Annotated in this window: 25 protein-coding genes and 1 tRNA gene; 15 read left to right on the plus strand and 11 right to left on the minus strand. The window is 68.6% G+C overall.

What is annotated here, in order from left to right; translation table 11 throughout:
- From I9P22_RS12515 to I9P22_RS12525, 3 genes are all read right to left on the minus strand, one after another.
- A partial coding sequence (locus tag I9P22_RS12515; protein WP_233253362.1) for a DEAD/DEAH box helicase occupies positions 1 to 1,233 on the minus strand: 1,233 nt, incomplete at its 3' end.
- Between the two features lie 221 nt (positions 1,234 to 1,454).
- Entirely contained in the window at positions 1,455 to 1,904 is a 450-nt protein-coding gene (gene dtd, locus I9P22_RS12520; protein ID WP_199259825.1) for a D-aminoacyl-tRNA deacylase, read from the minus strand.
- Position 1,905: 1 nt separating this feature from the next.
- Positions 1,906 to 2,133 (minus strand): hypothetical protein, encoded by a 228-nt coding sequence (locus I9P22_RS12525; RefSeq protein WP_199259826.1) that lies wholly within the window; start codon positions 2,131 to 2,133, stop codon positions 1,906 to 1,908.
- A 93-nt stretch (positions 2,134 to 2,226) separates the two neighbouring features.
- Here I9P22_RS12525 and I9P22_RS12530 point away from each other — a divergent pair, with 93 nt between their 5' ends.
- Positions 2,227 to 2,478, plus strand: a complete 252-nt coding sequence (locus I9P22_RS12530; protein WP_028712294.1) for a DUF2312 domain-containing protein — start codon at positions 2,227 to 2,229, stop codon at positions 2,476 to 2,478.
- Positions 2,479 to 2,543: 65 nt separating this feature from the next.
- On the opposite strand, the gene I9P22_RS12535 is transcribed toward I9P22_RS12530, so the two are convergent.
- On the minus strand, positions 2,544 to 3,419 hold the full coding sequence (locus I9P22_RS12535; protein ID WP_199259827.1) for a hypothetical protein: 876 nt from the start codon (positions 3,417 to 3,419) through the stop codon (positions 2,544 to 2,546).
- Here I9P22_RS12535 and I9P22_RS12540 point away from each other — a divergent pair.
- The gene (locus I9P22_RS12540; RefSeq protein ID WP_199259828.1) at positions 3,402 to 3,584 is read left to right on the plus strand and encodes a hypothetical protein; all 183 of its coding nucleotides are present in this window, start codon (positions 3,402 to 3,404) and stop codon (positions 3,582 to 3,584) included. The two genes, I9P22_RS12535 and I9P22_RS12540, sit on opposite strands and share 18 nt — an antisense overlap.
- 143 nt (positions 3,585 to 3,727) lie before the next feature.
- Complete coding sequence (locus I9P22_RS12545) at positions 3,728 to 4,456, plus strand: helix-turn-helix transcriptional regulator (RefSeq protein ID WP_199259829.1); 729 nt, start codon at positions 3,728 to 3,730, stop codon at positions 4,454 to 4,456.
- A 532-nt stretch (positions 4,457 to 4,988) separates the two neighbouring features.
- Here I9P22_RS12545 and tsf read toward each other — a convergent pair.
- Together tsf and rpsB are read right to left on the minus strand one after the other, a co-directional pair.
- Positions 4,989 to 5,900, minus strand: a complete 912-nt coding sequence (gene tsf / locus I9P22_RS12550) for a translation elongation factor Ts (protein WP_199259830.1) — start codon at positions 5,898 to 5,900, stop codon at positions 4,989 to 4,991.
- Positions 5,901 to 5,997: 97 nt separating this feature from the next.
- The gene (rpsB, locus tag I9P22_RS12555) at positions 5,998 to 6,783 is read right to left on the minus strand and encodes a 30S ribosomal protein S2 (RefSeq protein ID WP_199259831.1); all 786 of its coding nucleotides are present in this window, start codon (positions 6,781 to 6,783) and stop codon (positions 5,998 to 6,000) included.
- Positions 6,784 to 7,162: 379 nt separating this feature from the next.
- Between rpsB and I9P22_RS12560 the strand changes: the two genes are divergently transcribed.
- The 10 genes from I9P22_RS12560 to trpB all read left to right on the plus strand — a co-directional run bounded on the left by I9P22_RS12560 (position 7,163) and on the right by trpB (position 14,683).
- Positions 7,163 to 7,528 carry a response regulator gene (locus tag I9P22_RS12560; RefSeq protein WP_233253363.1) on the plus strand — a complete coding sequence of 122 codons (366 nt, stop codon included), beginning with the start codon at positions 7,163 to 7,165 and terminating at the stop codon, positions 7,526 to 7,528.
- A 55-nt stretch (positions 7,529 to 7,583) separates the two neighbouring features.
- Positions 7,584 to 7,659 (plus strand) — tRNA-Thr (locus I9P22_RS12565).
- Positions 7,660 to 7,853: 194 nt separating this feature from the next.
- On the plus strand, positions 7,854 to 8,438 hold the full coding sequence (locus I9P22_RS12570) for a (d)CMP kinase (protein WP_199259833.1): 585 nt from the start codon (positions 7,854 to 7,856) through the stop codon (positions 8,436 to 8,438).
- A complete protein-coding gene (locus tag I9P22_RS12575) occupies positions 8,435 to 9,514 on the plus strand; it encodes an NAD(P)H-dependent flavin oxidoreductase (RefSeq protein WP_199259834.1) in 1,080 nt (359 codons plus the stop codon). The genes I9P22_RS12570 and I9P22_RS12575 overlap by 4 nt, the downstream gene beginning before the upstream one ends.
- Positions 9,515 to 9,677: 163 nt before the next feature.
- Positions 9,678 to 11,357: a 30S ribosomal protein S1 gene (gene rpsA / locus I9P22_RS12580; RefSeq protein WP_199259835.1), complete on the plus strand. Its 1,680-nt coding sequence runs from the start codon at positions 9,678 to 9,680 to the stop codon at positions 11,355 to 11,357.
- 148 nt (positions 11,358 to 11,505) lie between these two features.
- Positions 11,506 to 11,859: an integration host factor subunit beta gene (gene ihfB, locus I9P22_RS12585; RefSeq protein WP_269846645.1), complete on the plus strand. Its 354-nt coding sequence runs from the start codon at positions 11,506 to 11,508 to the stop codon at positions 11,857 to 11,859.
- A gap of 36 nt (positions 11,860 to 11,895) precedes the next feature.
- Positions 11,896 to 12,297: a LapA family protein gene (locus tag I9P22_RS12590; protein ID WP_199259837.1), complete on the plus strand. Its 402-nt coding sequence runs from the start codon at positions 11,896 to 11,898 to the stop codon at positions 12,295 to 12,297.
- A 4-nt stretch (positions 12,298 to 12,301) separates the two neighbouring features.
- A complete protein-coding gene (locus tag I9P22_RS12595; protein WP_199259838.1) occupies positions 12,302 to 12,949 on the plus strand; it encodes a phosphoribosylanthranilate isomerase in 648 nt (215 codons plus the stop codon).
- Entirely contained in the window at positions 12,946 to 13,398 is a 453-nt protein-coding gene (locus tag I9P22_RS12600; RefSeq protein ID WP_199259839.1) for a GNAT family N-acetyltransferase, read from the plus strand. The genes I9P22_RS12595 and I9P22_RS12600 overlap by 4 nt, the downstream gene beginning before the upstream one ends.
- 52 nt (positions 13,399 to 13,450) lie before the next feature.
- A complete protein-coding gene (gene trpB, locus I9P22_RS12605) occupies positions 13,451 to 14,683 on the plus strand; it encodes a tryptophan synthase subunit beta (RefSeq protein WP_199259840.1) in 1,233 nt (410 codons plus the stop codon).
- A gap of 17 nt (positions 14,684 to 14,700) precedes the next feature.
- Here the strand turns inward: trpB and I9P22_RS12610 are convergent, their stop codons facing one another.
- Positions 14,701 to 15,330: a DsbA family protein gene (locus I9P22_RS12610; protein ID WP_199259841.1), complete on the minus strand. Its 630-nt coding sequence runs from the start codon at positions 15,328 to 15,330 to the stop codon at positions 14,701 to 14,703.
- Positions 15,331 to 15,397: 67 nt separating this feature from the next.
- Here I9P22_RS12610 and alkB point away from each other — a divergent pair, with 67 nt between their 5' ends.
- Positions 15,398 to 16,054, plus strand: coding sequence for a DNA oxidative demethylase AlkB (gene alkB, locus I9P22_RS12615; RefSeq protein WP_199259842.1), 657 nt, complete (start codon positions 15,398 to 15,400; stop codon positions 16,052 to 16,054).
- 64 nt (positions 16,055 to 16,118) lie between these two features.
- Here the strand turns inward: alkB and I9P22_RS12620 are convergent, their stop codons facing one another.
- Both I9P22_RS12620 and puuE read right to left on the minus strand, forming a co-directional pair.
- Entirely contained in the window at positions 16,119 to 16,946 is an 828-nt protein-coding gene (locus I9P22_RS12620) for a bifunctional allantoicase/(S)-ureidoglycine aminohydrolase (protein WP_199259843.1), read from the minus strand.
- A gap of 84 nt (positions 16,947 to 17,030) precedes the next feature.
- Positions 17,031 to 18,443 (minus strand): allantoinase PuuE, encoded by a 1,413-nt coding sequence (gene puuE, locus I9P22_RS12625; RefSeq protein WP_199259844.1) that lies wholly within the window; start codon positions 18,441 to 18,443, stop codon positions 17,031 to 17,033.
- A gap of 280 nt (positions 18,444 to 18,723) precedes the next feature.
- On the opposite strand from puuE, the gene I9P22_RS12630 reads away from it, so the two are divergent.
- Positions 18,724 to 20,025 (plus strand): NCS2 family permease, encoded by a 1,302-nt coding sequence (locus I9P22_RS12630; RefSeq protein WP_408635185.1) that lies wholly within the window; start codon positions 18,724 to 18,726, stop codon positions 20,023 to 20,025.
- Between the two features lie 103 nt (positions 20,026 to 20,128).
- On the opposite strand, the gene aspA is transcribed toward I9P22_RS12630, so the two are convergent.
- Both aspA and I9P22_RS12640 read right to left on the minus strand, forming a co-directional pair.
- Complete coding sequence (gene aspA, locus I9P22_RS12635) at positions 20,129 to 21,535, minus strand: aspartate ammonia-lyase (protein ID WP_199259846.1); 1,407 nt, start codon at positions 21,533 to 21,535, stop codon at positions 20,129 to 20,131.
- A 159-nt stretch (positions 21,536 to 21,694) separates the two neighbouring features.
- A complete protein-coding gene (locus I9P22_RS12640) occupies positions 21,695 to 22,591 on the minus strand; it encodes a LysR family transcriptional regulator (protein WP_199259847.1) in 897 nt (298 codons plus the stop codon).
- Positions 22,592 to 22,596 lie beyond the last annotated feature (5 nt).

Below are 22,596 nucleotides of genomic sequence, written 5' to 3' on the forward strand. Positions count from 1 at the left end.
GGCGCGCAGCTCGCCGATCTCGGCGGGTGCGCAGAAGGCGATGGCGCGGCCGTCGCGCCCGGCGCGGGCGGTGCGGCCGATGCGGTGGACGTAGTTCTCCGGCACGTTGGGCAGGTCGTAGTTATAGACATGCGCCACCTCGGGAATGTCGAGGCCGCGCGCCGCCACGTCGGTCGCGACCAGCACCTTGGTGTCGCCGGCGCGGAAGCTGGCCAGGGCGCGCTCGCGCTGGCCCTGGCTCTTGTTGCCGTGGATCGCGGCAACCTTGTAGCCCCATTTCTCCAAGAGCTTCGACAGCTTTTCCGAGCCGTGCTTGGTGCGGCCGAAGACGATGGCCAGCTCGTCCACATGCTTGGACAGGTATTCCGCCAGCAGCGTCGCCTTGTCGCCCTGGTTGACGAAATGCACGCCCTGGTCGATCTTGGCCGCCGCCTGGCCGGGCGGGTTCACCGCCACGCGCAGCGGATCGTTCAGGTAACTGTCGGCCAGCTCCTCCATCAGCTTGGGCATGGTGGCCGAGAACAGCAGCGTCTGGCGCTCGCGCGGCAGCATCTTGGCGATGCGGCGCAGCGCGTGGATGAAACCGATGTCCAGCATCTGGTCGGCCTCGTCCAGCACCAGATACTTGGTCTGCGACAGGTCGATGGCGCCGCGCTCGATCAGGTCGATCAGCCGGCCCGGCGTCGCGATCAGCACGTCGACGCCGCGTTCCAGCCGCTGGACCTGCACGTTGATCGAGGCGCCGCCGACGACGCGGAACTGCCGGATCGGCGTGCCGATGGCGTAGTTGTCGATGTTCTCGGCGATCTGGGTCGCCAGCTCGCGGGTCGGCGCCAGGATCAGCGCCCGGCAGGTCCGGGGCTCGGGCTTGCGGCCGATGTTCAGCAGCCGGGTCAGCATCGGCAGGCCGAAGGCCGCCGTCTTGCCGGTGCCGGTCTGCGCCAGGCCCAGGAGGTCGCGGCCCTCGACGATGCCGGGGATGGATTTTTCCTGGATGGGCGAGGGGGTCTCGATGCCCAGGCCCGGCAGGTTGATCGCCACGCGCGCATCGATCCCCATGCGGGTGAAGGCGGTGTCGATCTCGGGGATGGCGCGGCGGATGAATTTCTCCTCCGGCTCTGCACGGTGTCGGCGGTGGTTGGTGTTCGGCTTGTCGTTGCGGAAACGCGGCTTGCCGCCTTGCTGGGCGCGGGGATTGCCCGAACGGTTCGGGCGGGTGGTCTCGTTGGTCATAACGTCTTTCGGCCAGGTCGCCCGCGTATCGGCGCGCATGGCTGGGGCCGTGCGAAGCGCGCGGCTGGTTGCGAGGGGCGGGCGTGGATACGGTGATGCCCGCAGCCTCCCCGCGTGAATGGGAAACCGGAAAATCGATGCCGACCTTGGCGCAAGGGCGCCGGCTGCTCACGCGGCAGCGGGCGGCAACTCGTCGCAAATGAGGGGTCGGGCGGCGAAAGTCAAGCCCGATCCGCGGAATCCATCCAGATCGTCACCGGACCGTCATTGACCAGCGACACCTTCATGTCGGCGCCGAAGGAGCCGGTCTCGACCGGCAGGCCCAGCCCGCGCAGCGCCTCGGCGAAGCGCAGATACAGCGCCTCGCCGCGCTCGGGCGCCTCGGCGCTGGAAAAGCCGGGGCGGTTGCCGGTGCGCGTGTCGGCGGCCAGGGTGAACTGGCTGACCACCAGCACCGCGCCGCCGATGTCCTGGACCGAGCGGTTCATCTTGCCGGCCTCGTCGCGGAAGATGCGCAGCTTGGCGATGCGCACGGCCAGTTTCGCGGCCGCGTCGTCCGGGTCGCCCTGCATGGCGCAGACCAGCACCAGCAGGCCGGGCCCGATGCGGCCGATGCTGCGGCCCGCGACCCTGACTTCGGCTTCCGAGACCCTCTGGATCAGCGCCCGCATGTCAGCCGCCCAGCATGATGCCCAGGACCACCAGCATCAGCCCCAGGACCGAGGCCGCCAGCGCCGCCATGTTCACGGCCACCACCCTGCGCATGGCGGCGCGCATCTCGGCATCGTCGCGGATCCGCGCCTTGGCCCGTGCGGCGGTCAGGATGCACCAGGCCAGCGCCACCAGCCCGATCACCGTCAGCGCGGTTCCGCCCCAGATCAGCCCATCCCAGATCGTCATGTTTTCGCCTCCGTCTGCCGCGGACGGCCTAGCGGCGATTGCACCCGCCCGCAAGACCGCCTAGACCCGCGCCAAAACCCGAAGGAGCGGAACATGCAGGACGACAACGCCTATGGCATCGCCGCCGGCGAGCTGCGCCAGTTCATCGAGCAATATGAGCAGCTCGAGGCGGAAAAGAAGGACGTGACCGAGCAGCAGAAGGAGCTGATGGCCGAGGCCAAGGCGCGCGGCTACGACACCAAGGTCATGCGCAAGGTCATCGCGCTGCGCAAGCGTGACAAGGACGACATCGCCGAGGAAGAGGCGATCCTGGAAATGTACAAGGCCGCGCTGGGGATGGCCTGAGGCCGCCGGCGCATCAGCGGGGCCGGGCGACCGGCCCTTTTTTCATGCGCGGGCGTTCAGGCAGTTCAGGGGATGATGAACTCGACCCCCGGCAGGGCGGCGATCTCGGCCATGTCCTCGTCATAGGCGGCGGTGATGCGGTCCACCAGTCCCTGTGTCCAGCCGGGCAGGTTCACCTCGGTCTCGATCTGCTCGGGCAGGGCGTGCTTCTGCAGGGCCGTGGCGAAAATGCGCCGCCGGCTCTCGATGGTCAGCCGCTGTTCCTGGGCCATGGCCTCGCGGATCATCCTGATCCCGTCCGGGTGCAGGATGTCGCCCAGGATCTGCAGCCCGGCCTTCAGCGGCACGTCGCTGGGCATGGTCGCGATGCGGCGCACCACCTCGGGCCAGATCAGCGGGGTGTCCTCGTGGCACCACAGGACGATGCGGTGGCCGGGCAGGGCGGCCAGGATGCGGCGCAGGGCAGGCGCCCAACGCAGGCTTAGCGGATCGATGCCGCCCATCACCTCGGCATAGGTGCCGCTGCCCGGCTGCGCCAGCACGAAGGGGATCAGCGTGGCGGGGTTCTTCAGCGCCATGAAGAACTCGATCTTGGCGCCGGGAAACAGGTTCGCCAGCGCCGCCATCTTCGGGCCGGCATTGGCGTAAAGCCCCTCGGACGAGATCGCCCGCTCGGCCTTGCCCAGAAAGGTCGGCGTGCTGCAGATGATTCGATGCGGATCATCCGATTCCAGGATCGCGTCCAGCATCACCTGCTGCATGTCGTCGGTGGCCTGCGCCCCGTTCAGGGCGTTCAGCGCCTCGCCGAAGATCTCGCGGTGACGGTTCGGGGTGACCGGCTCGATGCCGTTGCGCAGCAGCCAATCGCGGTTTTGCAGCAAGGTCTTGACCATGCGGTAAAGATCGGTGCCGTGAACCCCGCAATGAAAGACGACCTGCATGCCCAACCGCCGCTCCTGACTCGTTTCGGCGGCACAGTAACCAGCATTGCCGGCCAGGAAAACCTCTTGCTTGCAACTTCGCCGGCGGGCGGAACGGCGCGCGGGTTGCCGCAAGGTCAGTCCTGGCCTGTCGGGATTTTTAACGGTTTATCAATTGGCTTGTGATTGCATCACATCATGGTTACCCCGGTGCGGATCGGAAGATTCCTCGCGGGATTGCAAGCCGCCGGATATGTGAAAATATTATTCAATCACTCAGGCCGCCAGCAATTTATACCTACGCATTTAGACGACCGGGGCAAGGGAATATGCTGAACGACATACAGACCATTCTGGCCGCGCGTTCGGCCGAAGCCGTCTGGCGGCACTATGTCGGGCGGTTGACCGGGCTGGGCCTGCCGCATGTTTCCTATTACGGCGCGCGGCTGCTCGAGGCCTCGGGCGAGCGGATGATCGACGACAGCATCTTCCTGTCCAGCTATTCGCCGCGGCTGTTCCAGGAGATCCTGGCGCAGGGCGGGTTCGAGAGCGTGCCGATGTATCGCTGGATGACCCGGAACACCGGCAGCGAAAGCTGGGCCTGGATGCACCGGCGCCGGCTGGCCGGCCGCCTGACCCGACTCGAGGAGCGGGTCATGGACCTGTTCGCCCGGCACGGCCATGCCTCGGGCTATGCGATCAGCCTTGGTGACAGCGTGCAGCGGGTGCGGGCCGGCGTGCTGCTGAGCGGGGCGATCGGCATGCGCCAGGAGGGGCTGGACGCGATCTGGCGGCATTGCGGGCCGGAGGTCGAGGCGCTGACCGGGCTGGTGCATCTGCGCATCTCGACCCTGCCCTATGCCGCGCCCGAGGCCATGCTGACCCAGCGCCAGCGCGAGGTTCTGGAGCATATCGCCGCCGGCCGCACCACGCCCGAGATCGCCGAGATCCTGGACCTGACCCCGGCCACGGTCGAGAAGCACCTGCGGCTGGCGCGCAAGGCACTGGGGGCGCGGACCACGGCGCAGGCGATCCTGCATGCCGCCTATCGCCGGTAGATCTTCATCGACCCGGGCGAGCCCTGCAGCCGCGAGGAGGGCGGGGCCCAGACCGCCGGATCCGGCCAGGCCGAGCCCTGGCGCTTCCTGTCCTTTGCCGGGGCGCTGCCGCGGGACCGGGTGGTGCTGGATACCGGCGAAAGCGAGCCCTGAACCACCGCCGCCGGCCGTGCAGCGCCCGTACACCGGCTGTGCACCGGGTGTGCACGGAAGCCTGCACCGCAAAAGCCCGCCCCGCCGGGCCGCGCAAGGCCGCCGGCCGCATCGCGTCCGCTCGACAGGCCGGCCGATGGGCGACGGGCTGGCGACAAAGCGGCGATGGGGGACGGCGCGACAATGGGCCGGCGGGTCGGCGAGGGATCGGCGTTGGGCGCAACGGGCGCGGGGGTGATCGGGACGCGGCGCGCGCGGGCGCCCGCAGCAGACGCGGCAGGATCACCCCGCCGCACTGCGGGACGCGGCGTGTGCGCGGGCCCTGGCATGCAAACGCCGGCCCAAGGGCCGGCGTTCGTTCCTGCGTGACCCGGAAGGATCAGGCGCCGGCGCGGGTCTTGGCGACCTCGGCGGCGAAATCCTCTTCCTTCTTCTCGATGCCTTCGCCGACCATCACCCGGGCGTAGCCGGTGATCTCGACGCCGGCCTCTTTCGCGGCCTGCTCGACGGTCAGGTCGGGATTGACCACGAAGGGCTGGCCCAGCAGCGTGTTCTCGGCCACGAATTTCTTCATCCGGCCGGGGATGATGTTGTTCTGGATCACGGCCTCGGGCTTCGGCTTGGACGAGGCGGCGTTTTCTTCCAGGGCCTTGGCGGTCTGCACTTCCAACTCGCGCGCCAAGAGCGCCGGGTCGAGCGTGGCTTCCGACAGCGAGACCGGGTTGGTCGCGGCGATATGCATGGCGAACTGCTTGCCGATCGCCTGCGCCTTGTCGGCCGGGCCTTTCAGCGCCACCAGCACGCCGATCTTGCCCAGCCCTTCGGCCGCGGCATTATGGACGTAGGAGACGACGGTATCGCCTTCCAGCAGGTGCATCCGGCGCAGGGTCATGTTCTCGCCGATGCGGGCGATGGCGTCGGTCAGCACGTCGGCGACCGGCTTGCCGTTCAGATGCGTGGCCTTCAGCACCTCGACATCGGTGGCGGTGTCCAGCGCCACGGCGGTGATATCGCGCACCAGCTGCTGGAAATCGGCGTTCTTGGCAACGAAATCGGTTTCCGAGTTGATCTCGACCGCCACGCCGCGACCGGCCTTGACCTGCACCCCGACCAGGCCCTCGGCGGCGACGCGGTCGGCCTTCTTCGCGGCTTTCGCCAGGCCCTTGGTGCGCAGCCAGTCGATGGCGGCTTCCATGTCGCCGTCGGTCTCGGTCAGCGCCTTCTTGGCGTCCATCATGCCTGCGCCGGTCGTTTCGCGCAGCTCCTTCACCATCGCAGCGGTGATAGCCATCCGGGTGTCTCCTTGCTTTTCAATGCGTCAGGCGGGGCTTGTCCCCGCCTGATGAATGTTCCGTGAATCCCCTCGCGGGGGGTGGCGGGCCCGCCGATCAGGCCTCGGCGGCCGCTTCGCTGGCCTCGCCGCTCAGCTCTTCCTCGACCCCGGCCTCGAGCGCGCCCAGGTCGACGCCGGCGGCGCCCATCTGGGCGGTCATGCCGTCCAGGGCGGCGCGGCTGACCAGGTCGCAGTAAAGCGCGATGGCGCGGGCGGCGTCGTCATTGCCCGGGATGATATAGTCCACGCCCTTGGGCGAGCAGTTGGTATCGACCACGGCGACGACCGGGATGCCCAGCTTCTTCGCCTCGGCGATGGCCAGGTCTTCCTTGTTCACGTCGATGACGAACAGCAGGTCGGGCAGGCCGCCCATTTCGCGGATGCCGCCCAGCGAGGCCTGCAGCTTGGCCTGCTCGCGCTCCATCTGCAGCCGTTCCTTCTTGGTCAGGCCCTCGGCGCCCGAGCCCAGCGTCTCGTCGAGCGCCTTCAGGCGCTGGATCGACTGCGAGACGGTCTTCCAGTTGGTCAGCGTGCCGCCCAGCCAGCGGTGGTTCATGTAGAACTGGGCCGAACGCTCGGCCGCATCGGCGACGGCTTTCTGTGCCTGGCGCTTGGTGCCGACGAACAGCACCCGGCCGCCCTTGGCGACGGTGTCGCGCACCACCTGCAGCGCCGCGTCCAGCATCGGCACGGTCTGGGTCAGGTCGATGATGTGGATGCCGTTGCGTTCACCATAGATGAACTCGGCCATGCGGGGGTTCCAGCGCTGGGTCTGGTGGCCGTAGTGAACGCCAGCTTCAAGCAGCTGACGCATGGAGAATTCGGGAAGCGCCATGTCCATGTCCTTTCCGGTTTGCGCCTTGGCGGGGCTTTCAGGGGCTTGCCCCAACCGGTGGACCGTCGAAGGATGTCTCCCTCCGGGGCCCGACCCCGCCTGTGAAGTGCGCGCGGCATAGTCCCTTCCGGCCGGGAATGCAAGCGCCTTGCTGGGAAAACCTGCGGCGCGCCCCGGCGGCAGGGCGCAAGGGCCTAGGAAAGCAGGGCCCGGGGGAAAACGGAATCGTTCGCCCGTCAACCCGGCCTTAACCTTTCGCCGCCATGCTGGCGCGAGCAAAGGGGGGAGGCCAGCCGGAGATATGCCGCATGAGCAAGGAAAGATCCAGGGCAAGCCGCCAGATTCGCAGGCCGGGGCAGAAGCGGCAGCCGGGACGGGTGCGGGCTTGGCGCTGACGGTCCTGGTCCAGCATGCCAGCGCCGAGCTGCGCGACCGTACCGCCGCCGCCCTGCGCCAGGCCGGCATGGCGGTGGCGGTTTCCGGCGACGGGAACCAGGGGCTGGCGCTGCTGCAGGGCTGCCGGGTCGATGCGATCGTCACCGGCATTGCCCTGCCGGGCCTGGACGGCTTCGGCTTCATCGAGGCGGTGCGGCGGCAGGAGCGGCTGCGGGCGGTGCCGATCCTGGTGCTTTCGACCTCGACCCTGCCGGAACTGAAGAGCCGGGCGCGCAGTGCCGGTGCCGCCGGCTGGCTGCCGCAGCCCTTCGATGCGCAGAAGCTGGTGGCGACGGTCCGGGCGGTCACCGGATGAACGCGGCGCCGGCGCGCTTGCGCCCGCCCGCGCCAGAGGCTATCGGATGGGAAAGGCCGGTTTAGCTCAGCAGGTAGAGCAGCTCACTTGTAATGAGAAGGTCGCGGGTTCGATTCCTGCAACCGGCACCATGATCCGGCCGGGCGCGCCGTCCTTCGGGACGCCGCCCGAACTGCCATGTGGGGCCGGCCGCGGGCCTCGCCTCCGGCCCGGGATGCTTCAGGCCGCGGCACCTCGGGTTGCGGGGGCGGGCCCACATGGCGGTTCGGGCGGCCGGAAGAATCGCCAGAGCAATCGCGCCCGCCGGGGCCGCAATCGAGGATCCATGCCCTTCACCATCGCCATCGACGGACCCGCCGCCTCGGGCAAGGGGACCATCGCCCGGGCGCTTGCCCGGCAGTTCGGCTTCGCGCATCTCGACACCGGGCTGCTTTACCGCGCCGTCGGCGCCAAGGGCGGCGATCCGGTCGCTGCCGCGCGCAGCCTGGCGCCCGAGGACCTGGCCCGCGACGACCTGCGCAGCGCCGAGGCCGGGCAGGCGGCCAGCCGCGTCGCTGCCATCCCCGAGGTGCGGGCCGCGCTGGTCGAGTTCCAGCGCCGCTTCGCCCGCTCCGAGCCGGGGGCGGTGCTGGACGGGCGCGACATCGGCACAGTGATCTGCCCGGGGGCCGAGCTGAAGCTCTACGTCACCGCCAGCGACGAGATCCGCGCCCGCCGCCGGGCGCTGGAACTGGGCGCCGACGAGGCGCGCATTCTGGCCGAGCTGCGCGAGCGCGACGCCCGTGACGCCGCCCGCGACGTGGCGCCGATGCGCCCGGCCGCGGATGCGCTGCTGTTCGACACCACCGACATGAGCATCGAGGAGGCGGTGGCCCGCGCCATCGCCTGCGCCAGGGAGGCAGGGGCATGAAAGGCGTTTTCCAGTTTTCCGACCTGCGGGTGCCGGTGATCCAGGCGCCGATGGCCGGCACCGCGACGCCGCTGCTGGCCGCCGAGGTCAGCCGGGCCGGGGGGATGGGCTCGATCGGCCTGGCTGCCGCCAATCCCGCCCAGGCCGCGGCGATGATGGCCGAGACGCGCGAGCGGCTGGGCTCGGACCGCTATGGCGTCAACCTGTTCTGCCACCGTCCCGCCCAGGCCGATCCGGCGCGCGAGGCCGGCTGGCTCGACTACCTGGCGCCCGAGTTCCGCCGCTTCGGCGCCGAGCCCCCGACCCGCATCGAGGAGATCTATCGCAGCTTCCTCGGCCATGACGAGATGTTGCGCGCGGTGCTGGCGGCACGGCCGGCGCTGGTCACCTTCCATTTCGGCCTGCCTTCGGCCGAGCGCATCGCCGCGCTGCGCGACGGCGGCGCCACGCTGGGCGCGACCGCCACCTCGCGCGCTGAGGCGCAGGCGATCCGCGACGCCGGGCTCGACCTGATCATCGCCCAGGGCTACGAGGCCGGCGGGCATCGCGGCATCTTCGAGCCCGACGGCCCGGATACGCGGCTTTCGACCGAGGCGCTGATGCGCGACCTGCTGGAGCTGGGCTTGCCGGTGGTCGCTGCCGGCGGCATCATGGACGGCGCCGATGCCGCGCGCTTCCTGCGGGCCGGGGCGGCGGCGGTGCAGATGGGCACGGCCTTCGTCGCCTGCCCGGAATCGGCGGCGAACGAGGCCTATCGCGGCCGGCTGGCGGCGGCCCGGCCCGGCGACACGGTGATGACCCGCGCCATCTCGGGCCGGCCGGCGCGTGGCCTGGCCAACCGGCTGACCGCGCTTGGCGAGGCCGCTGCCGCGCCGCCGCTGCCGGATTACCCGATCGCCTATGATGCGGCCAAGCGCCTGCAGGCGGTGGCGGGCGGCTCGGATTACGCGGCGCAATGGTGCGGGACCGGGGCACCGCGCGCCCGCGCCATGCCGGCGGCAGAGCTGGTGGCGCTGCTGGAGCAGGAGATCCGGGCGCATTTCCCCGGCCTCGGCGCTTGCCAGAACGGCGAATGAGGGCTATATCGCGCCCGTCAGGGCAAGCGATGGGGCCAGAACGGGCCGCTTCACACAGGGTCGGGCGCATGCCGCGACCCTTTGCGCTTATCCCGGCATCTACAAAGAGACCGGCGGAGCCAACCGCATGGCCAGCAATGATCGAAAAGGAAACTGATTATATATGTGCGCTAAAGCGACCATGGAGGAGTTCGAGGCCCTCCTGAACGAAAGCCTCGCCATCGACACGCCCGACGAGGGCTCGGTCGTCAAGGGCAAGGTCATCGCCATCGAGGCGGGCCAGGCCATCATCGACGTCGGCTACAAGATGGAAGGCCGCGTCGATCTGAAGGAATTCGCGAATCCCGGCGAAGCCCCCAATATTGCCGTCGGCGATGAGGTCGAGGTCTATCTGGACCGCGTCGAGAACGCCCGCGGCGAAGCCTCGATCTCGCGCGAGAAGGCCCGCCGCGAAGAGGCCTGGGACCGCCTGGAGAAAGCCTATGCCGCGGAAGAGCGCGTCGAAGGCGCCATCTTCGGTCGCGTCAAGGGTGGCTTCACCGTCGATCTGGGCGGTGCCGTGGCCTTCCTGCCCGGCTCGCAGGTCGATGTGCGCCCCGTGCGCGATGCCGGCCCGCTGATGGGTCTGAAGCAGCCGTTCCAGATCCTGAAGATGGACCGCCGCCGTGGCAATATCGTCGTGTCGCGCCGCGCCATCCTGGAAGAGTCCCGCGCCGAACAGCGCGCCGAGGTCATCGCCAACCTGACCGAAGGTCAGACGGTCGAGGGCGTGGTCAAGAACATCACCGAATACGGTGCCTTCGTTGACCTGGGCGGCGTCGACGGCCTGCTGCACGTCACCGACATGGCCTGGCGCCGCGTCAACCACCCGTCCGAGATCCTGTCGATCGGCGAGACCGTGAAGGTCCAGGTCGTCAAGATCAACAAGGAAACCCACCGCATCAGCCTGGGCATGAAGCAGCTGCAGGCCGATCCGTGGGATACCGTCGGCTCGAAGTTCCCGATCGGCTCGGTCCATACCGGCCGCGTGACCAACATCACCGATTACGGCGCCTTCGTCGAGCTGGAAGCCGGTGTCGAGGGCCTGGTGCACGTCTCGGAAATGAGCTGGACCAAGAAGAACGTCCACCCCGGCAAGATCGTCTCGACCTCGCAGGAAGTCGACGTCATGGTGCTGGAGATCGACGAGGCCAAGCGGCGTGTCAGCCTGGGTCTGAAGCAGACCATGCGCAACCCGTGGGAAGTCTTTGCCGAAACCCATCCGGTCGGCACCGTCATCGAGGGCGAGGTCAAGAACATCACCGAATTCGGTCTGTTCGTCGGCCTGGAAGGCGATATCGACGGCATGGTGCACCTGTCGGACATCAGCTGGGACACCCGCGGCGAGGAAGCCATCCAGGACTTCCGCAAGGGCGACGTGGTCAAGGCCGTGGTCCAGGAGGTCGACATCGACAAGGAGCGCATCTCGCTGTCGATCAAGGCGCTCGAAAACGACGCCATGGCCGAAGCGGTCGAGGGCGTGAAGCGCGGCTCGGTCATCACCGTCACCGTGACGGCGATCGAGGATGGCGGCATCGAGGTCGAATACAACGGCATGAAATCCTTCATCCGTCGTTCGGACCTGGCCCGCGACCGTCAGGACCAGCGCCCCGAGCGCTTCCAGGTCGGTGACCATGTCGACGTCCGCGTCACCAACATCGACACCAAGACCCGCCGTCTTGGCCTGTCGATCAAGGCGCGCGAGATCGCCGAGGAGAAGGAAGCCGTCGAACAGTATGGCAGCTCGGATTCGGGTGCCTCGCTGGGCGACATCCTGGGCGCCGCGCTGAAAGGCCGCGGCTGAAGCCAGGGCCGGGGCAGGCGCCCCGTCGGCTGATCCTTGCGCCCCCGGGTCGTCCCGGGGGCGCTTTTCATTGCGGATTTCCGCGTACTGCCCCATAAAGGCTTGAAAGCACGGCAACCAAACCGGCTGCGGCGCGTTCCCGGATTGATTGCCGCGGCGCCCGACCTATGATCGGGGGCAGGAATTCGTTGGAACACCAGATTCAGGAAACGCAATGATCCGATCCGAACTGATCCAGAAAATCTCCGAAGAAAACCCGCATCTGTTCCAGCGCGATGTCGAGCGGATCGTGAACACCGTCTTCGAGGAGATCATCGACGCCATGGCCCGGGGCGACCGGGTGGAACTGCGCGGCTTCGGCGCCTTCTCGGTCAAGAAGCGCGACGCGCGCCAGGGCCGCAACCCCCGCACCGGCGAGGCGGTCAGCGTCGACGAAAAGCACGTGCCCTTCTTCAAGACCGGCAAGCTCTTGCGCGAGCGGTTGAACGGCGAGGCCGAATAGGCCAGATTGTCCGCGACCCATCCAGCGGAGTAAGGCATGCGCGCGATCCGGATCTTTTTCCTCGTCATTCTGGCCATCGTGCTGATTCTGCTGGCGGTGGCAAATCGCAGCCTGGTCACCGTCAGCCTGCTGCCCGAGGCCTTCGCGCCCTTTGCCGGCGGGCAATGGTCGCTGACCATGCCGGCCTTCGTGGCGCTGTTCCTGGCCATGGTCTTCGGCGTGCTGGTCGGCCTGGTCTGGGAATGGCTGCGCGAGTCGCATCTGCGCGCCGAATCGAACCGCCGCGCCCAGCATCTGGCCGACCTGCAGCGCGAGGTGGGCCACCTGCGCAAGACCCATGCCGCGCCGCGCGACGAGGTGCTGGCCATCCTCGACGAAGCGCCGGCCCGCAAGCCGGCGGCGCAGCCCGCCGGTGCCAGCCTGCCGGCGACCCGCTGAGCCGATGGCCGTTTCCGTCAAGATCTGCGGCCTGACCGAGGCCGCCGGCCTCGCCGCGGCGGTCGATGCCGGGGCGCGCTATGTCGGCTTCGTCTTCTTTCCGAAATCGCCGCGCCATGTCTCGCCCGGGGTGGCGGCGGCGCTTGCCGCGCAGGTGCCGCTCGGCGTGGCCAAGGTGGGCCTGTTCGTGAATCCCGACGACGCGGCGCTGGACGCGGTGCTGGCCCGGGTGCCGCTGGACCTGATCCAGCTGCACGGCGCCGAGACGCCCGCCCGGGTGGCCGAGGTCAAGGCGCGCAGCGGCCTGCCGGTGATGAAGGCAGTGGGCGTGGCCGAGCCGCAGGATCTGGATGCGCTCTGGGATTACGGCCTCGTGGCCGACATGCTGCTGATCGACGCCAAGCCGCCGAAGGAGGCGGTCCTGCCCGGCGGCAATGGCCTGGCCTTCGACTGGCGGCTGCTGGCCGGGCGACAGATCCTCAAGCCCTGGCTGCTCGCCGGCGGCCTGACGCCCGAGAACGTGCACGAGGCGATCCGCCTGACCCGTGCGCCGGGTGTCGACGTCTCCTCGGGCGTCGAAAGCGCCCCGGGGGTCAAGGACCCCGAGCGCATCCGCAGCTTCATCGCCCGCGCCACGGCGCCGGTCCTGTGACCGCCGCCGTCGCCTTCCGCGAGGCCCGGCGCGACGAGGTTCCCGCCGTCCTAGCGCTTCTGCGCGACGACATGCTGGGCCAGGCGCGCGAGGGCGACGATTTCGCCCCCTATCTCGCCGCCTGGGAGGCGATGCAGGCGGAACCGGGCAACCAGCTGATCGTCGGCATGATCGGGGACGAGGTGGTCGCCTGCTACCAGATCACCTTCATCTCCGGCCTGTCGCTCTCCGCCGCCCGCCGCGCCCAGATCGAGGGTGTGCGCGTCCGCCCCGACCTGCGCGGCCAGAGGATCGGTGCGGCGCTGATCGGCGACGCCGAAGCCCGCGCCCGCGCCGCCGGCTGCGCGCTTCTGCAGTTCACCACCAATCGCAGCCGCGCCGACGCGCATCGCTTCTACGACAAGCTCGGCTTTACCCCTTCCCATATCGGATATAAGAAATTCCTCTGACGGGACTTCTTTGCTCCCCCAATACCCATCCCGACCGCGCGCGAGGAGAGCCATGGCCGAAGACCTCATCAACAGCTTCATGACCGGCCCGGACGAGCAGGGCCGCTTCGGCATCTTCGGCGGCCGCTTCGTCAGCGAGACTTTGATGCCGCTGATCCTCGATCTCGAGGCGGAATACGAGCGCGCCAAGGACGATCCCGCCTTCTGGGCCGAGATGGGCGATCTGTGGAAGCATTACGTCGGCCGGCCCAGCCCGCTCTACTTCGCCCCCCGCCTGACCGAGGAACTCGGCGGCGCGAAGATCTACCTCAAGCGCGAGGAGCTGAACCATACCGGCAGCCACAAGATCAACAACGTGCTGGGCCAGATCCTGCTGGCGCGGCGCATGGGCAAGACCCGGATCATCGCCGAGACCGGCGCCGGCCAGCACGGCGTGGCGACGGCGACGGTCTGCGCCCGCTTCGGGCTGCAATGCGTGGTCTACATGGGCGCCCATGACGTCGAGCGCCAGGCGCCGAACGTGTTCCGCATGCGGCTTCTGGGCGCCGAGGTGGTGCCGGTGACCTCGGGCCGCGGAACGCTCAAGGACGCGATGAACGACGCGCTGCGCGACTGGGTGACCAATGTGCGCGACACCTTCTACTGCATCGGCACGGTGGCCGGCCCGCATCCCTATCCGGCCATGGTGCGCGATTTCCAATGCATCATCGGCCGCGAGACCCGCCGGCAACTGGCCGAGCAGGAGGGCGAGGGGCGGCTGCCCGACAGCGTGGTCGCGGCGATCGGTGGCGGCTCGAACGCCATGGGCCTGTTCCACCCCTTCCTGGACGAGCCCTCGGTGCGCATCATCGGCGTCGAGGCCGGCGGCAAGGGCGTCGACGAGCGCATGCAGCATTGCGCCAGCCTGACCGGCGGCCGCGCCGGCGTGCTGCACGGCAACCGCACCTATCTCTTGCAGGACGACGAGGGGCAGATCCTCGAAGGCCATTCGATCAGCGCCGGGCTCGACTATCCCGGCATCGGGCCCGAACACGCCTGGCTCAAGGAACAGGGCCGGGCCGAATATGTCAGCGTCACCGACGACGAGGCGCTGGCGGCCTTCCAGACGCTCTGCCGGCTGGAAGGCATCATCCCGGCGCTGGAGCCCAGCCATGCGCTCGCCCATGTCGTCAAGCTCGCACCCGAGCTGTCCAAGGATCACATCATGGTGGTCAACCTGTCGGGCCGCGGCGACAAGGACATCTTCACCGTCGCCAAGCATCTGGGCGTCGACATCCGCACCTGATGCCGGACCGGCGCGCGCTATTGCGTAGCGCGCGCCTCGGCCACCAGCTCGGCCAGGTCCTCCTTGCCCAGATAGCCGAACACCGCCCGGTCTCCGGCGATGAAGCTGGGCGTGCCGACCAGCCCGATCTCGTCGGCTAGGTCCAGCGAGCGCTCGATCCTCTGCGTGATCTCGGGCGCCTGCATGTCGCGCTGCAGCCGCGCCACGTCCAGCCCGACCTCGCGCGCGACGCGCAGCACCGAGGCCTTCTCGGCCTTGCCGCGCATGGCCATCAGGGCGCGGTGGAACTCGGGATACTTGCCCTGCGCCTGCGCCGCCAGCGCCGCCTGGGCGGCATAGCGCGAGCCCTCGCCGAAGATCGGAATCTCGTGCACCACCAGCTTCAGGCCGGGGTCCGATTGCAGCAGCGCCGTCACCTGCGGCGCGGTCTTGCGGCAGAAGCCGCAATTGTAATCCGAGAACTCGACCAGCACCGCATCGCCCTGCGCATTGCCCATCACCGGCAGGCCGGGCCCGGCGAACACCGCCTGCTTGATTGCCGCGACCTCGGCGGGGCCGTGATCCTGCGCCCGGGCCGGCGCCACGACCGACATCAGCGGCAGGGCGCAAAGCAGCGCCAGGGCGATTGCGGCAAGCGGGCGGGGCATGGCATGAATCCTTTGCTGTGACCCGATCTGAAAGCCATCGCCGGCGGCGCGGGTCAAGGGCCGCCGCATGACAATCCCGTGGGAGGGCCGCATGGAGCCAGACCTGTTCGGAACCCGCCGCGACGAGGCCATCGGTCCCGGCGCCATGATCCTGCGCGGCTTCGCGCCCGACCCCGCCATCCTCGATGAGGTCGCGCGCATTGCCAGCCTTTCGCCCTTCCGCCACATGCAGACCCCGGGCGGGCGGCAGATCGGCGTCGAGATGACGAATTGCGGCGCGCTCGGCTGGGTCAGCGATCGCCGCGGCTATCGCTACGAGCCGCGCGACCCGCTGACCGGCCGGCCCTGGCCCGAGATGCCGCCGCGCTTCCGGCAGCTGGCCGAGGAAGCCGCGTCGCTTGCGGGCTTTCCCGGCTTCCGGCCCGATGCCTGCCTGATCAACCGCTATCAGCCGGGGACGAAGATGGGCCTGCACCAGGACCGCGACGAGGCCGACATGGCCGCGCCCATCGTCTCGGTCTCGCTGGGTCTGCCCGCCACCTTCCAGTTCGGCGGCCCCGAGCGCGCCGACCCGGTGGCCAAGCACGCGCTGAACCATGGCGACGTGGTGGTCTGGGGCGGGCCGGCGCGGCTGGCCTGGCACGGCATCCTGACACTGAAACGGGGCGAGCACCCGCTGACCGGCGCCGCCCGCATCAACCTGACCTTCCGCCGCGCCCGCTGACCGGCTTTTTCCGTTTTCCAAATACTCCGGGGGGAGCCGCGCAGCGGCGGGGGGCAGCGCCCCCCTACTTCCAGATCGGCGCGTGCCGGTTCACGTCCTTGTAGAGCAGATAGCGGAAGTTCCCCGGCCCGCCGGCATAGCAGCATTGCGGGCAGAAGGCGCGCAGCCACATGAAATCGCCCGGCCCAACTTCGACCCAGTCGCGGTTCAGGCGATAGACCGCCTTGCCCTCGATCACGAACAGCCCGTGCTCCATGACATGGGTCTCGGCGAAGGGGATCGAGCCGCCCGGCTTGAAGGTCACGATGGTGATATGCATGTCGTGGCGCATATCGGCCGGATCCATGAAGCGGGTGGTGGCCCAGCTGTCTTGGGTGTCGGGCATCGGGATCGGCGCGATGTCGCGTTCGTTGGCGACGATCACGTCGGGCTTGTCCAGCCCCTCGACCGCCTGCCAGCGCTTGCGCCACCAGTGGAAGCGCGAAAGCTGGTCGCCCGCGCGCACCGTCCATTCGGTGCCGGCGGGAATATAGGCGAAGCCGCCCGGGGTCAGCTCATGCACCTGGCCCGCGATGGTCAGCGTGACGGCGCCGTCCGTGACAAAGAGCGCCGATTGCACGCCCGCGTCCTCCTCTGGCCGGTCCGAGCCCCCCTGCGGTGCCAACTCGACGATATACTGGCTGAAGGTTTCGGCGAAGCCCGAGAGCGGCCGGGCGATCATCCACATCCGCATCCCCGTCCAGCCCGGCAGGAAGCTGGTCACGATATCGCGCATCGTGCTGGCGGGGATGACGGCATAGGCCTCGGTGAAGGTGGCGGTGTCGGTGGACAGGTCGGTCTGCGGCGGCAGGCCGGCGAAGGGCCCGGCATAGGTCGGGGTCTTGGCACTCATCTCAGGTCTCCGTTGCGCCGGGATCGCTCTGGCCCGGTCCGTCTGTGGCGGTCCCGCCCGCCGAGGTGACGGGCGGGGCGGGGCTCAGTTGCTGCCCAGCATCTGCTGCAGGCGCAGTTCGCCGATGCGGCTGACCTGGCGCTCGGCCTCGGCCCGCTCGGTGACGGTGTCGTTGTCGATGCGTCGGCGCATGGCGGCCATGATCCCCGGCTTGTCGTGGTCGCGCACCGCGATGATGAAGGGGAAGCCGTGCTTTTCCACATAAGCCGTGTTCAGGCGATCGAACTCGGCCCGCTCGGCATCGGTCAGGCTGTCAAGGCCCGCGCTGGCCTGCTCGGCGGTGCTGTCGGCGGTCAGGCGCTTGGCCGCGGCCAGCTTTCCGGCCAGGTCCGGGTGCGCCAGCAGCACACCCAGCCGCTCCTCGTCCGAGGCGCTGCGGAACACCTGCGCCATGCGCGCCGCCAGCCCGGCCGAAGTGTCGTGGATGGCGCCCATCTCGCCGTCCCAGACCCGCTCGGCAATCCAGGGCGAATGCTCGTAGACGCTGCCGAATTTCTCGACGAAGGCCGCGCGATCCATCTGCGAGGGGCGCTCGCGCGGCTGGAAGGGATGTGTCCTGGCCCAGTGCCGGGCGATGTCCAGCCGGGTGGCGAACCAGACCCCCTCGTGGCTGCGGGCATGGTCCAGGAAGCGCCTGATCGCCATGGCCCGGCCCGGACGGCCGGCAAGCCGGCAATGCAGCCCGATCGACATCATCTTCGGCGCCCCGGCCTCGCCCTCGGCATAGAGCACGTCGAAGCTGTCGCGCAGGTAGTCGAAGAACTCGACCCCGGTGCCGAAGCCCTGGCCCGAGGAGAAGCGCATGTCGTTGGCGTCCATGGTATAGGGCACCATCAGCTGCGGCTTGCCGTCATGGACATGCCAATAGGGCAGGTCGTCGGCGATGGTGTCGGCCAGGTATTCGAATCCGCCCTCCTCGCATCCCAGCGCCACGGTGTTCATCGAGGTGCGGCCCTGGTAGAAGCCGCGCGGCCGCTCGCCGGTGACGCTGGTATGCAGCTCGACGGCGCGGGCGATGTGTTCGGCCTCGACCTCGCGCGGGACGTCCTTGTAGTCGATCCATTTCAGGCCGTGGGTGGCGATCTCCCAGCCGGCCTCCTGCATGGCGGCGACCTGCTCGGGGGCGCGCTCCAGGGCGGTGGCGACGCCGTAGACGGTTACCGGCACGTCTTTCAGCAGCCGGTGCAGCCGCCAGAAGCCCGCGCGCGCGCCGTAGTCGTAGATCGATTCCATGTTCCAGTGCCGCTGGCCCGGCCAGGGCTGGCAGCCGATGATCTCGGACAGGAAGGCCTCCGAGGCGGCGTCGCCATGCTCGATGCTGTTCTCGCCACCTTCCTCGTAATTGATGACGATCTGCACCGCGATCCGGGCATTGCCGGGCCATTGGGGGTCCGGCGTGTGTTTCCCGTAGCCGATCATGTCGCGGCTGTATCGCATCACTTGCTTCCCTTTCGCTTTTCTGGCTGACTAGCACTCATCACCCTGCCGCCCCGTCAGGCAACCCGCGAAGTTCTATAAACAGAACCAAGTTTTCCTTGAAAATGGCGGTTTATAAACGTCCCATTGAAACTCTGTCGCCAGACCCTGCATTCTCGTTGAAGATGCGCGGGCATAATCTGGCCGGCATGGCGGGGATCCGCCAATGGGAGGAATCATGCCAGACAAGCAACCCGGCCTGACGGCCAACGGCGCCAGCATCAGTCCAACGGGAGGAACAGTGCTAGACAAGCAATTCGGCCTGACGGCCCATGGCACCAGCATCAGGACCGAGGTGATCGCGGGGATCACCACCTTCCTGACCATGGCCTATATCATCTTCGTGAACCCCGAGATCCTGTCCACGACCGGCATGGACCGCAGCGCGGTCTTCGTCGCCACCTGCCTGGCGGCGGCGCTGGGATCGGCGATCATGGCGCTGTGGGCGAACTGGCCCATCGGCATGGCGCCAGGCATGGGGCTGAACGCCTTCTTCGCCTTCACCGTGGTCGGCGCGCTGGGATTCACCTGGCAGCAGGCGCTGGGGGCGGTGTTCATCTCGGGCCTGGTGTTCCTGTTCCTGTCGGTGACCGGCATCCGGCGCTGGCTGATCGCCGGCATTCCCACCTCCATGCGCAGCGCCATCGCCGCCGGCATCGGCATGTTCCTGGGGCTGATCGCGCTGAAAAACGCGGGCATCGTGGTGGACAACCCGGCGACCCTGGTGGGGCTGGGCGACCTGACCCAGACCGGCACGCTGCTGGCGGTGCTGGGCTTCTTCATCATCGCGGCGCTGGACGCGCTGAAGGTGCGCGGCTCGATCCTGATCGGCATCCTGGTCATCACCGTGGTCTCCATCGCCATCGGCGCCAGCCCCTTCGGCGGGGTGATCTCGATGCCGCCCTCGATCGCGCCGACCTTCCTGCAGCTCGACGTGGCCGGGGCGCTGACCGTGGGCATCTTCCACGTCATCCTGGTCATGGTGCTGGTCGAGGTCTTCGACGCCACCGGCACGCTGATCGGCGTGGCCAAGCGCGCCGGGCTGCTGACCGAGGGGCCGGCCCATACCAACAAGGGCCTGAGCCGGGCGCTGATGGCGGATTCGACCGCGATCCTGGCCGGGTCGATGCTGGGCACCAGCTCGACCACCGCCTATGTCGAAAGCGCCTCGGGCGTGCAGGCGGGCGGCCGCACCGGGCTGACGGCGCTGGTGGTGGCGGCGCTGTTCCTGCTGGCGATGTTCTTCTCGCCGCTGGCGGGCTCGGTCCCGGCCTATGCCACGGCGCCGGCGCTGCTTTACGTCGCCTGCCTGATGGTGCGCGAGTTCGAGGAGATAAGCTGGGGCGACGTCACCGAGTCCGCGCCGGCGGTGCTGACGGCGCTGATGATGCCCTTCACCTATTCCATCGCCAACGGCCTGGCCTTCGGCTTCGTCAGCTACGCGGCGATCAAGCTGCTGACCGGCCGCGCGCGCGAGGTGCATGTCGCGACCTGGGTGGTGGCGGCGCTGTTCGTGATCCGCTTCGCCTTCTTCATGGAATAGGGGCTTCATGGAATAGGCGGCGCTGCGGCGCAAGCGAAACGGGGCCCGCCGGCATGGCGGGCCCCTTGTCGTCGCAAGCCGTCGATCCGGCCCGGGCGGCGGGTCAGGCGACGAAAAGCTGCGGCTTGGTCAGGCTTTCCGGCCGCAGGATCGCGTCCAGCCGTTCCTTGGGCAGCAGGCCCTTTTCCAGCACCAGCTCATAGACGCCGCGGCCGGTCAGATGCGCCTCGGTCGCGACCTCGGTGGCTGCGGCATAGCCGATATAGGGGTTCAGCGCCGTGACGATGCCGATGGAGCGGCGCACGGTTTCCTTGAGCACGTCGCGATTGGCGGTGATGCCGCGCACGCAGTTGTGCTCGAGCGTGTCGCAGGCCGCGACCAGATGGCTGACCGAGCGGAACATGCTGTAGGCGATCACCGGCTCGAAGGCATTCAGCTGCAGCTGCCCGGCCTCGGCCGCCATGGCGATGGTCACGTCATTGCCGATCACCTCGAAGCAGACCTGGTTCACCACCTCGGGGATCACCGGGTTGACCTTGCCCGGCATGATCGAGGAGCCGGCCTGCTTCGCCGGCAGGTTGATCTCGTTGAAGCCGGCGCGCGGGCCCGAGGACAGCAGCCGCAGGTCGTTGCAGATCTTCGACAGCTTCACCGCCACCCGCTTCAGCACGCCCGAGACCTGCACGAAGGCGCCGCAATCCTGCGTCGCCTCGACCAGGTCGGGGGCGGTGACCACGGGGATCACCGTGATCTCGGCCAGCCGTGCCCGCACGCGTTCGGCATATTCGGGATGGGTGGTGATGCCGGTGCCGATAGCCGTGGCGCCCAGGTTGATCTCGCAGATCAGCGCCGCGGCCTCGGCCAGGCGCACCTCGTCCTCGCCGATGGTGATGGCGAAGGCGTTGAATTCCTGGCCCAGCGTCATCGGCACGGCTTCCTGCAGCTGGGTGCGGCCCATCTTCAGGATGTCGGCAAACTCGGCGCCCTTCTCGGCGAAGGCGCCGCGCAGCGAGGCCAGCGCCGCGATGACGTTCTGCAGCCCCCGCCACGAGGCCAGCCGCAGCGCCGTCGGGTAGACGTCGTTGGTCGACTGGCTCATGTTCACATGCTCGTTCGGGTGCAGGAACTGGTATTCGCCCTTGGCATGGCCCATGAGCTCGAGCGCCCGGTTGGCGATCACCTCGTTGGCGTTCATGTTGGTCGAGGTGCCGGCGCCGCCCTGGATCTGGTCGACGATGAACTGGTCGTGCAGCTTGCCGGCGCGGATCTCCTCGCAGGCGGCGGTGATGGCGTCGCGGCGCTCGGGCGAGAGCAGTCCCAGATCGGCATTGGCCAGCGCGGCCGCCTGCTTGATCGCGGCCAGCGCGCGGATCAGTTCGGGAATTTCACCGATCGGCCGGCCCGAGATCGGGAAATTCTCGACGGCGCGCAGGGTGTGGACGCCCCAATAGGCGTCGGCGGGCACCTCGCGGTCGCCAAGCAGGTCATGTTCGATGCGGGTCTGTTTCATGGTTACCTCGGATGCACGGGCCGGCGGCCCGCGCTTCGCGGGACCGTTGCGGCCATGCAGGTTGTCTGGATCCGTTCGCGTCTTTCGGGGCCGTTTCACCCCCGTGCCCAATGATCTAGGCGCGGCGGCGCGGAATTTCCAATGCCGAGTTCGGCTGGGTTATTCCGTTATTGCATAACCATCGCCCAGCTCGCGGGCGGCCTGCCAGACCCGGCCGGTGATGCCGCGGCCGCGCGCGGCATTGCGGTAAAGCCGGATCTCCATCGGCAGTTCCGGGGCGACGATCTCCAGCCGGCCGGCCTCGACCTCGGCCTCGACCAGCAGACGTGGCAGCCAGACGACGCCATGCCCGGCGACGGCCATGCTTTTCATCGCCTCGGCCATGCTGGCCTCGTCGGTATGGGCGACATAGACCTTGGGCGCGCCGGGCTGTTCCAGGGCGATCCGGGCCATGGCGTTCAGGAACGAGCCGCGGGAATATTTCAGCATCGGCATGCCTTCGGTCAGCCATTCCCGCGGCCAGCCGGGACGGGCGACGGCGACCAGGCTGTCATGGCCGACCACCAGATGCGGAAAGCCGGCCGGGTCCAGCGGGATGTTCACCTGAGGATGCGCATAGGTCAGGAAGAAATCATAGCCACCCTCGGTCAGCGCCTCGATGCAGCGGTCGAAATTCTCGGGCTTGACGCGGCTGGTCATCTGCCCCGCCGCCGCCTTCAGCCGCATCAGCCAGCCGGGCAGGAAGGTCACGGTCAGGCTGTGCAGAGCCACGAAGGAAATCTCGCCGCCATGCGTGCGGGCATGGTCGCGGAATTCGGCCCGGCGGGCGTTGATCATCCGCACCGCCTCTTCGGCCGTTTCGCGGAACAGCACGCCTTCCGGGGTCAGCGTCACCGGGTAGCTGTCGCGCGACAAAAGGTCGGTGCCCAGCCATTCCTCGAGCGCGCGGATGCGGCGGCTGAAGGCGCTTTGCGTGACGCCGCGCAGCTGGGCCGAGCGCGAGAAGCTGTGCGTCTCGGCCAAGCTCAGGAAATCCTCAAGCCATTTGAAATCCATGCGCC

Source organism: Paracoccus binzhouensis (assembly GCF_016446475.1).
Classification (GTDB): domain Bacteria; phylum Pseudomonadota; class Alphaproteobacteria; order Rhodobacterales; family Rhodobacteraceae; genus Paracoccus; species Paracoccus binzhouensis.

Excerpts from the sequence above, each read along its gene's own strand:
- dtd (WP_199259825.1), bottom strand. The coding sequence starts at position 1,904 with ATGCGGGCGCTGATCCAGAGGGTCTCGGAAGCCGAAGTCAGGGTCGCG.
- I9P22_RS12525 (WP_199259826.1), bottom strand. The coding sequence starts at position 2,133 with ATGACGATCTGGGATGGGCTGATCTGGGGCGGAACCGCGCTGACGGTG.
- I9P22_RS12530 (WP_028712294.1), top strand. The coding sequence starts at position 2,227 with ATGCAGGACGACAACGCCTATGGCATCGCCGCCGGCGAGCTGCGCCAG.
- I9P22_RS12540 (WP_199259828.1), top strand. The coding sequence starts at position 3,402 with ATGAAAGACGACCTGCATGCCCAACCGCCGCTCCTGACTCGTTTCGGC.
- I9P22_RS12535 (WP_199259827.1), bottom strand. The coding sequence starts at position 3,419 with ATGCAGGTCGTCTTTCATTGCGGGGTTCACGGCACCGATCTTTACCGC.
- I9P22_RS12545 (WP_199259829.1), top strand. The coding sequence starts at position 3,728 with ATGCTGAACGACATACAGACCATTCTGGCCGCGCGTTCGGCCGAAGCC.
- tsf (WP_199259830.1), bottom strand. The coding sequence starts at position 5,900 with ATGGCTATCACCGCTGCGATGGTGAAGGAGCTGCGCGAAACGACCGGC.
- rpsB (WP_199259831.1), bottom strand. The coding sequence starts at position 6,783 with ATGGACATGGCGCTTCCCGAATTCTCCATGCGTCAGCTGCTTGAAGCT.
- I9P22_RS12570 (WP_199259833.1), top strand. The coding sequence starts at position 7,854 with ATGCCCTTCACCATCGCCATCGACGGACCCGCCGCCTCGGGCAAGGGG.
- I9P22_RS12575 (WP_199259834.1), top strand. The coding sequence starts at position 8,435 with ATGAAAGGCGTTTTCCAGTTTTCCGACCTGCGGGTGCCGGTGATCCAG.
- rpsA (WP_199259835.1), top strand. The coding sequence starts at position 9,678 with ATGTGCGCTAAAGCGACCATGGAGGAGTTCGAGGCCCTCCTGAACGAA.
- I9P22_RS12590 (WP_199259837.1), top strand. The coding sequence starts at position 11,896 with ATGCGCGCGATCCGGATCTTTTTCCTCGTCATTCTGGCCATCGTGCTG.
- I9P22_RS12595 (WP_199259838.1), top strand. The coding sequence starts at position 12,302 with ATGGCCGTTTCCGTCAAGATCTGCGGCCTGACCGAGGCCGCCGGCCTC.
- trpB (WP_199259840.1), top strand. The coding sequence starts at position 13,451 with ATGGCCGAAGACCTCATCAACAGCTTCATGACCGGCCCGGACGAGCAG.
- I9P22_RS12610 (WP_199259841.1), bottom strand. The coding sequence starts at position 15,330 with ATGCCCCGCCCGCTTGCCGCAATCGCCCTGGCGCTGCTTTGCGCCCTG.
- alkB (WP_199259842.1), top strand. The coding sequence starts at position 15,398 with ATGACAATCCCGTGGGAGGGCCGCATGGAGCCAGACCTGTTCGGAACC.
- I9P22_RS12620 (WP_199259843.1), bottom strand. The coding sequence starts at position 16,946 with ATGAGTGCCAAGACCCCGACCTATGCCGGGCCCTTCGCCGGCCTGCCG.
- puuE (WP_199259844.1), bottom strand. The coding sequence starts at position 18,443 with ATGCGATACAGCCGCGACATGATCGGCTACGGGAAACACACGCCGGAC.
- aspA (WP_199259846.1), bottom strand. The coding sequence starts at position 21,535 with ATGAAACAGACCCGCATCGAACATGACCTGCTTGGCGACCGCGAGGTG.
- I9P22_RS12640 (WP_199259847.1), bottom strand. The coding sequence starts at position 22,591 with ATGGATTTCAAATGGCTTGAGGATTTCCTGAGCTTGGCCGAGACGCAC.